This window comes from Stenotrophomonas pictorum JCM 9942 (genome assembly GCF_001310775.1).
In the GTDB taxonomy this organism is placed as follows: domain Bacteria; phylum Pseudomonadota; class Gammaproteobacteria; order Xanthomonadales; family Xanthomonadaceae; genus Stenotrophomonas; species Stenotrophomonas pictorum.
In genome coordinates this window covers 1-9036 of record NZ_BAZI01000090.1, presented here as the reverse complement: position 1 = coordinate 9036, position 9036 = coordinate 1, and the positions used below count along the sequence as shown (strand labels likewise).

The window sequence follows — 9036 nt, the reverse complement described above, 5'->3', positions numbered from 1 at the left end:
CGCGCGGCCGCGTCGGCCTCGCGCATGGTGCTGGCCAGCTCGGCGGTATAGATGCCGGTGGGCACGGCGATGATGCTGTAGCCGATCAGGATCAGCACCGAGGTGACGAAACGGCCCAGCACGGTCTGCGGCACGATGTCGCCGAAGCCGACGGTGGTCATTGTCACCACCGCCCAGTACATGCTGCTGGGGATGCTGGTGAAGCCGTGATTGGGCCCTTCGATCACGTACATCAGCGCGCCGGCGATGATGGTGATGGTGACCACGGTGAACAGGAACAGCAGCACCTTGCGCCGGCTGCGCCACAGCGACAGCATCAGGATGCCGCTCTCCTCGACGTAGCGGGTCAGCTTGAGGATGCGGAACACGCGCAGGATGCGCAGCGCCCGCACCACCAGCAGGCTCTGCGCGCCGGGAATGAACAGCGACAGGTAGGTGGGCAGGATCGCGGCCAGATCGATGATGCCCCAGATGCTGACCGCGTAGCGCAGTGGCCGCCGCACCACCGCCAGCCGCAGGAGATACTCGGCGGTGAACAGCAGGGTGAAGCCCCACTCGACCACATACAGCCAGCTGGCATGGGCGGCGTGGAAGCGTTGCACGCTGTCGAACATCACCACCAGCACGCTGGCGATGATGGCGTAGACCAGCAGCAGGTCGAAGTTGCGCGAGGGGCGGGTGTCGTGCCGGTAGATGATGTCGAACCAGTGGCGACGCCAGCCCGATTCGGTGGCGGGATTGAGCTGGGGAGCGGAGAACGGGCGCATGCCCTGCATTGTGCCGCAGCTGTTGGAATGGGGGAGAATGGGCGACCAATCCGCCGCCGATACCCCGATACCGTCATGACCGCTGCCAATGCCGATGCGCTGTTGTCCCTGTCCAACTACTACCTGCCGGTCTACAAGCCGCGCCAGCTGGTGCTGGAGCGAGGCCAGGGGGCGCGTCTGTGGGACACGCAGGGCCGTGAGTTCATCGATCTGGCCGCCGGCATCGCCGTGTGCAGCCTGGGCCACAACAACGCCGAGCTGAAGGCCGCGCTGTTCGCGCAGGCCGACAAACTCTGGCACACCAGCAACATGTTCTACAGCGAGCCGCCGCTGCACCTGGCGCAGGAGCTGGTGGAGGCCTCGCGTTTCGCCAAGCGGGTGTTCCTGTGCAATTCCGGCGCCGAGGCCAACGAAGTGGCGATCAAGTTGGTGCGCAAGTGGGCCAGCGCCCAGGGGCGCGACGCAGCCAAGCGCTACATCGTCACCTTCCGCGGCAGCTTCCACGGCCGCACCCTGGCTACGGTCACCGCCACCGCCCAGCCCAAGTACCAGGAAGGCTACGAGCCGCTGCCCGGTGGCTTCCGTTATGTGGACTTCAACGACGTCGCCCAGCTGGAGGAGGCGATGGCCGCTGGCGACGTGGCCGCGGTGATGTTCGAGCCGGTGCAGGGCGAGGGCGGAGTGATGCCGGCCAGCGCGGAGTTCATGCGCCGTGCCCGCGAACTGTGCGACCAGCACGACGCACTGCTGGTGCTGGACGAGATCCAGGTCGGCATGGGCCGCAGCGGCGAGCTGTTCGCACACTGGCATTGGGGGGTGACCCCGGACATCGTGACCCTGGCCAAGGCCTTGGGCTGCGGTTTCCCGATCGGCGCGATGCTGGCCGGACCGAAGGTGGCCGACATCATGGGCGTGGGCGCGCACGGCAGCACCTTCGGCGGCAACCCGCTGGCCGCCGCCGTCGCCCGCGTGGCGCTGCGCAAGCTGGCATCGGACGAGATCAAGGCCAACGTGCTGCGCCAGTCGGCCGCGTTGAAGGCTGGACTGGAAGCCATCGGCGAAGAGTTCGGCGTGTTCGAGCAGGTGCGTGGCATGGGCCTGATGCTCGGCGCAGTGCTCAAGCCGGACTACCGGGCCGACATCGGCGCGCTGCTGGATCTGGCCGCCGAGAAGCAGGTGCTGATCCTGCAGGCCGGCACCAGCGTGCTGCGCTTCGTGCCGGCGTTGAACATCACCGACGAGGAAGTGGCCGAAGGCTCAAACGCGTACGCGAGGCGATTGCGGCTTACATGGCTTCGCGCTGATCGCGGTCATTGCCGTCCAAGGAAGAGGCCGCCGCTGTATGCAGGCGGCCTTTTCTGTGTGTGCCCGGTACTGCGGCACCCTGCGCAGTAACCGGGGGCGGTGAGCAGCGCCTGCCACCGGTTTGGTGGCGCGGGTGCTAGGTATTTCCAGCCATCAGTCGGGATGAGTGATGCCATGCCTACCTATCGAAGATAGGGCGCTGGGAGGAACGCAGGACCGTGCGCGACAACCATCTCCTAGGCTTGGCCGAGACACTCACCGCCTCACCGCCGTAGCTGGGCCGGGTGGAAACCTCGGGCACGGTGCCGCTGTCGTGGCAACAGGGAATGCCTCCGTCGGTACTGGCGTGGCTTTGATAAATACGATTAGAATCCGCGCGGGGTCACATTTCCAATGTCTACTGGTTGCGCCGTTATGGCGTTATCTGCTTGCCATTGGCGTGTTGCTTGGGGTTTCTCGCGCCATTCACTGGCATGGCAGGCAGTTGCGTCAGGCGCTCCTGCGCGCCTGAAGAACTGGCTGGCTGTTCGTCTGGCTCTGCCGGTCCAGCCATGCGCCCGTAACAGGGCACCGGTCTATCAGGTGCTGCCCGTGTGGACCCACCTCGCCTGCATCTCCGCGTGCTGTGCAACTGCGCTGTTGCAGGTTGTTTCTCCGCCTTGGGGTCGCCTTTTGGCCGGGTGGTGATCCGTTTTCTTCTATTCCTGTTGTCGTGTTCTGGAGATGCATGCATGCCGTTCCTCCGCAGGTTCCTGATCCTCGCTTTTGCCCTGTTCCCGCTGCTGGTGGTGGCTTCGGCGCAGGCGGCGATCACCGCGCGCGTTACCTACCAGACCCATGCCGCGTACCTCGCCAACGGCAACCCGGCGCCGGGTACGCTGGTGTTCCTGCGCAGCCCGGCCGATGGCGACCAGAACAACGCGGTCGGGGTGGCATGGCAGGAGCTCAACGGCAATGTCAGCAACCTGCCAGTCAACCTGGGCAACACACCGGGCTGGTTCAGGGTCGTCTACAACGACAGCGGGGCGTACCAGGCCATAGGCTGCACCACCAGCCCGCTGAGCCACTCCAATTTCCAGTACCTGGCCGATGGCCAGAGCATCGACATCACCATCACCTGCACGATGCCGCCGCCGAATGTCACCGACGCCAGGATCAGCATTGCCGGCGCCACCGGCAACGGCGGTGTCTTCCGGCGCGGTGATACCGTCACTGCCAGCTGGAACAACACCGCCAGCGGCGACAACAACGCCGGCATCACCGGCGTGACGGTGGACTTCAGCCAGTTCGGCGGCGGGGCCGCCGTGGCGGCGACAAACAATGCCGGCACCTGGACCGCCTTCTGGGCGGTCGCCGCCGGCATCACCGCCAGCAACCGCAATGTCAGCATCACCGCCAGCAACAGCACTGGCAGCACCACCCGGGCCGACACCAGCAACGCCACGGTGGACAGCGTTGTGCCCACTGTCGTCAGCATCGCCCCAGCGAGCGGGGCCTCGGCCAGCAATACCACGGTGAATTTCACGGCCAGCTTCAGTGAGGGGGTGACCGGTGTTTCCACCGACGATTTCACCCTGGTCGGGACCGGCAGCGCAACAGGCAGCATCGCCAGCGCTTCCGGCAGCGGCAGCAGCTACACCGTCACCGTCAATGGCATCACCGGCAACGGTACGCTCAAGCTCAACCTCAACGCGTCCACCAATATCAGCGATACGGCTGGCAACAGCGGCCTGGCCGCTTTCACCGCCGGCACGACACATACCGTAGCCATTGCAACGGCGCCAGGCGCTCCGACCATCGGCACGGCCACGGCCGGTGATGCGCAGGCCTCGGTGACCTTCACAGCTCCGGCCAGCAATGGCGGCTCGGCGATCACGGGCTATACGGTCACCTCCAATCCGGGGGGCATCACCGCTGGTGGCAACGGTTTCACCACCTCGCCCATCACCCTGAGCGGCCTGAGCAATGGCACTGCCTACACCTTCACGGTGACCGCGACCAACGCGGTTGGGACCAGTACGGCGTCGGCCGCGAGCAACAGCGTGACGCCGAAGGCCAACCAGACCATCACCTTCACCAACCCCGGCGCGCAGAACTTCGGCACCACGCCAACGCTGACTGCCACTGCCTCCTCCAGCCTGCCGGTGAGCTTCAGCTCGGCCACCACCGGGGTATGCACCATCACCAGCGGCGGCAGCCTGACCTTCATCACCGCCGGCAGCTGCACCATCAATGCCGACCAGGCCGGCAATGCCGCGACCAATGCCGCCACGACCATCAGCCAATCGTTCCTGGTCAATGCGGTAGCACCTGGGGCACCTGTGATCGGCACCGCTACAGCGGGCAATACCCAAGCCAGCGTGAGCTTCAGCGCGCCGGCCAATACCGGGGGCAGCAGCATCACCGGTTATACCGTTACCGCCAATCCCGGCGGTGCCACGGCCAGCGGTGCCGCTTCGCCGCTGCTGGTCAGCGGGCTGAGCAACGGGCAGGCCTACACCTTCACGGTGACTGCCAGCAATGTGGCCGGTACCGGTCCGGCCTCGGCCGCTTCCAACGCGGTGACGCCGGCCGCGCCGCAGGTCATCACCTTCGCCAACCCCGGCGCGCAGAACTTCGGCACCACCCCGACCCTGACGGCCAGCGCTGATTCCAACCTGCCGGTGAGCTTCAGCTCGGCCACCACCGCGGTATGCACCATCACCAGCGGCGGCAGCCTGACGTTCATCACCGCCGGCAACTGCACCATCAACGCCGACCAGGCCGGCAATGCGGCCTGGCTGGCGGCCAGCCAGGTCAGTCGCAGCTTCACCGTCAATCCGGTCGTGCCGGGAGCTCCGACGATTGGTACGGCCACCGGCGGTGATACCCAGGCCAGCGTGAGCTTCAGCGCGCCGGCCAATACCGGGGGCAGCAGCATCACCGGTTATACCGTTACCGCCAATCCCGGCGGTGCCACGGCCAGCGGTGCCGCTTCGCCGCTGCTGGTCAGCGGGCTGAGCAACGGGCAGGCCTATACCTTCACGGTGACCGCCAGCAATGTGGCCGGCACCGGTCCGGCTTCGGCCGCTTCCAACGCGGTGACGCCGGCCGCGCCGCAGGTCATCACCTTCACCAACCCCGGCGCGCAGAACTTCGGCACCACCCCGACCCTGACGGCCAGCGCTGATTCCAACCTGCCGGTGAGCTTCAGCTCGGCAACCCCCGCGGTGTGCACGATCACCAGTGGTGGCCTGCTCGGGTTCGCCAGTACCGGCAGCTGCACCATCCATGCCGACCAGCCGGGCAATGCCAGCTACCTGCCTGCCCCCCGGGTCAGCCGGACCTTCAGCGTCAACGGGGTGGTTCCCGGCGCGCCGACCATCGGTACGGCCACGGTCGCCGGTGCCAGCGCGGTGAGCGTGGGCTTCAGCGCCCCGCTGTTCGATGGTGGTGCGGCCATCACTGGCTACACCGTCATTTCCAGCCCGGGCGGCTTCACCGCCACCGGCGCTGGCTCGCCGATCACCGTGACCGGGCTGACGCCGGGGACGAGCTATACCTTTGTGGTCACCGCCACCAATGCCAACGGCACCGGTGCGGCCTCGGCCCCGTCCAATGCGGTCACGCCGGTGCCGCCACTGGCGGTGGCGCCGGTGAGCGCCACCGTGGCCTATGGGACGGCCAGTCCGATCAGCCTGGCCATCACTGGCGCGGCCTCCTCGGTGGCGGTGGCCACGGCACCGGCCCATGGCACTGCGGTGGCCAGCGGCACCACCATCACCTACACCCCGGCGCCCGGCCATGCCGGCAGCGACAGCTTCAGCTACACCGCCAGTGATGCCTACACCACCACCGCCGCGGCGACGGTGAGCATCACCGTCAGTGCACCGACCGTGGTGATCGATACCGCCAGCCTGGCCGTGGCCACGGCAGACAGTGCGTATACGCAGATCCTGAGCAGCAGTGGCGGCGCCTCGCCTTACCGCTATGCACTCAGCAGCGGCACCCTGCCGGCGGGCCTGAGCCTGTCGGCCAGCGGCACACTGTCGGGTACGCCGACGGCCACCGGCACCTTCGCCTTCGATGTCACCAGCACCGACAGCAGCACCGGTACCGGGCCGTTCTCGGCCACACGCAGCTACAGCCTGCAGGTGGATGCGCCGCTGCTGGCGGTGGCGCCGGTGAGTGCCACCATCGGCTACGGCGCAGGCCCCAGCCCGGTCAGCCTGGCCATCACCGGCGTGGCCTCCTCGGTGACCGTGGTCTCGGCCCCGGCCCATGGCAGTGCAGTGGCCAGCGGCACCACCATCACCTACACCCCGGCGCCAGGCCATGCCGGCCCGGACAGCTTCAGCTACACCGCCAGTGATGCCTACACCACCACCGCCCCTGCGACGGTGAGCATCACCGTCAGTGCGCCGTCGCTGTCGTTGACCACGTCCACCTTGCCGGCTGCAACCGGCAGTGCGGCCTATGCGCAGACGCTGGCAGCCAGTGGCGGCAGTGCACCGTACCGCTATGCCGTCAGCAGTGGTGCCTTGCCGCCGGGGCTGGTACTGGCCAGTGATGGCTCGCTCGGCGGTACGCCGACCCTGGCTGGCAGTTTTGCCTTTGCGATCACCGTCACCGACAGCAGTACCGGAACCGGGCCGTTCACTGCCACCCAGGGCTATGTGCTGGTGGTGGGTGCCCCGGTGCTGACCGTGGATCCTTTGCCCGTTGCCACCGGCGGGCAGGCGTATCGGGTGCAGCTCAGCGCGCAGGGCGGTGCCGCCCCCTACGCCTTCAGCGTTGGGGCGGCACGCTGCCACCGGGGCTGGTGCTGTCGGCCAGCGGCGAAGTCAGCGGCGTTCCGACCGCCGCCGGCAGCTACGAGTTCTCGTTGCAGGTCGCCGATGCCAATGGCTTCACCACGACCCAGGCGTTCACCCAGGTGGTCGATGCCGGCAGCCAGCTGATCCAGGCGTTTGTGGCCACCCCGGAGGCACCCGTGTTTGCACCGGGTGGCACCTTCGCCCTCAGCGCCAGCGGTGGTGCCTCGGGCAATCCGGTGGTGTTTGCCAGCCTCACCCCGACCGTCTGCCAGGTGCAGGGCAGCACGGTGACGATGCTGACGGCCGGGCAGTGCAGCCTGAGCGCCGACCAGGCCGGCAATGCGACCTACCAGGCCGCTGCCCAGGTGCGGCTGGATGTCGCCATCGCGCTGGCAACCCCGGAACTGGGCTGGATCGATGACATCAGCAAGGTCTACGGCGAGGATGCCTTCGAGCTGCCCGAGCCGCAGAGCAGCAGCCCGGGGACCTTCAGCTTCAGCAGTTCCGATCCGGCGGTGGCCACGGTCAGCGGCCGTACCGTCACCCTGGTCGGCGAAGGTGTCACCGTGCTGACGGCGACCCAGGCGGCGACGGCCAATTACACCGCTGCCGCGATCCAGGTGCGGCTGCTGGTCAGTGCCCGCCCGAACCCGGCCGCTGATCCGCGCGTGGCCAGTGGCCTGCAGGCGCAGGTCGATGCCAGCGTGCAGTTTGCCCAGATCCAGTCGGGCAACATCCGTGACCGCCTGCGTCAGGTGCGTGGCGGTTCTGTCAGCAACGACTTCCGCTTTGCGCTCACCCAGGCCGGTGGCCAGGGCGTGCCCGGGCTGACCCTGCCCAAGGCCGCGGCCGATTCGGTAATGCCGCGCCTGCCCGAGGGCTGGGGTATGTGGGTGGCCGGCAGCGCCAGCTTCGGCAGGAGCGGACGCACAGGCCTGGCTGGCGGTGGCGCAGACTTCAGCAGCCGTGGCCTCACCGTGGGCATTGACCATGCCGTGCACGAGCAGGTGCTGCTGGGCATGGCCGGCAGCTGGGCGCGCCAGGACACCGACCTGGACAGCAGCTCCTCGCGGCTGGATGCCGACCAGCGCTCGCTGGCGGTGTATGGCCTGTGGCGGGTCGGCGGCAACCTGTTCGTTGACGGCATGCTGGCCAATGGCTGGCTGGACTTTGACAGCGTGCGCTGGAACGACCTGGCCCAGGGCAGTGCCCAGGGCCAGCGCAGTGGCCAGCAGTGGTTCGGTTCGTTGACCTTCGGCCATGAACGCCACAATCCGGCTGGCATGGCACTGACCAGCTACGGCCGTTACGACTGGCACCGCGCCACCCTGGATGGCTACAGCGAAAGCGGGCTGGGGGCATTCGACCTGGTCTACGGCCGCCAGCGCGTGGTCAACAACGCACTGGCCCTGGGCGTGCAGGGCAGCTTCCAGCTCACCCGTGACTGGGGCAGCCTGCGTCCACACTGGACCGTGGAATACCGCAGCGCGCTGGACAACCGCGGCCAGGCCACGATCAATTACGTGATGCGGCCGGCGGCCAGCGACTACGTGCTGGACCTGCGCAGCTACAACGATGACCTGCTCTCGCTGGGTGCCGGGATGGACCTGCAGCTGGACAGCGGCTGGCTGTTCTCGCTGCTGCTGGGGCATGAGCAGGGCCGCAATGCGATGCGCAGCAACAGCATCGGCTTGCAGGTGCGCTACGGGCAGCAGGGGGCTAACGCGCCGATGTACAGCGATGCGCCTGGCGCGCAACCGGTCGGCGGTTCTGCGCGTTCCTGTGGCGGTTCTTCCATGCGCTGTAACGCCCCACCGGGTGCTCAGCCAGGTGATCGACAACAACGCCGGCGAAAGCCGGCGTTGTTGTTTCATCGCAGCCCACCGTGCAGTGCCAGGGCGTTGGTTTGCCTACAGCAGCTGGTGGCGCTTCAGCAGCTTGCGCAGCGACTGGGTGTGGTGGGCGGTGTCGGCCAGCAGGCCGGCGGCGCGTGCACCTTGCACGTTGCGGAACAGATGATCGACGAACAGGGTGCAAGCCGGGGCACAGCGCAGGGTCGTACAGGCGGCGATGTAGGCGGCCGGATCGGGTTTGCGCACGCCCAGTGCCGCGCTGCACAGCACGGTAGTGCCGGGCAGCAGCTGTTCGATCACCGGCCGGGTGAGCGG

Annotated in this window: 3 protein-coding genes and 2 pseudogenes; 3 read left to right on the top strand and 2 right to left on the bottom strand. The window is 67.6% G+C overall.

The window, feature by feature from the left end; all coding sequences use genetic code 11:
• Positions 1-767: ion transporter (locus JCM9942_RS06710; RefSeq protein WP_054658615.1), on the bottom strand; the 767-nt coding region annotated here is incomplete at its 3' end.
• Between the two features lie 75 nt (positions 768-842).
• Between JCM9942_RS06710 and JCM9942_RS06705 the strand changes: the two are divergent.
• The 3 genes and pseudogenes from JCM9942_RS06705 to JCM9942_RS19370 form a co-directional block, all read left to right on the top strand.
• Positions 843-2071: pseudogene (locus tag JCM9942_RS06705) on the top strand (acetylornithine transaminase).
• 732 nt (positions 2072-2803) lie between these two features.
• A complete protein-coding gene (locus tag JCM9942_RS06700) occupies positions 2804-7012 on the top strand; it encodes a fibronectin type III domain-containing protein (protein WP_054658613.1) in 4209 nt (1402 codons plus the stop codon).
• Positions 6910-8490, top strand: a pseudogene (locus JCM9942_RS19370) (autotransporter domain-containing protein); the annotation flags it as partial. The gene JCM9942_RS06700 and the pseudogene JCM9942_RS19370, both read left to right, overlap by 103 nt.
• 288 nt (positions 8491-8778) lie before the next feature.
• Here JCM9942_RS19370 and JCM9942_RS19365 read toward each other — a convergent pair.
• Complete coding sequence (locus JCM9942_RS19365; protein ID WP_256202318.1) at positions 8779-8967, bottom strand: HAD family hydrolase; 189 nt, start codon at positions 8965-8967, stop codon at positions 8779-8781.
• Positions 8968-9036 lie beyond the last annotated feature (69 nt).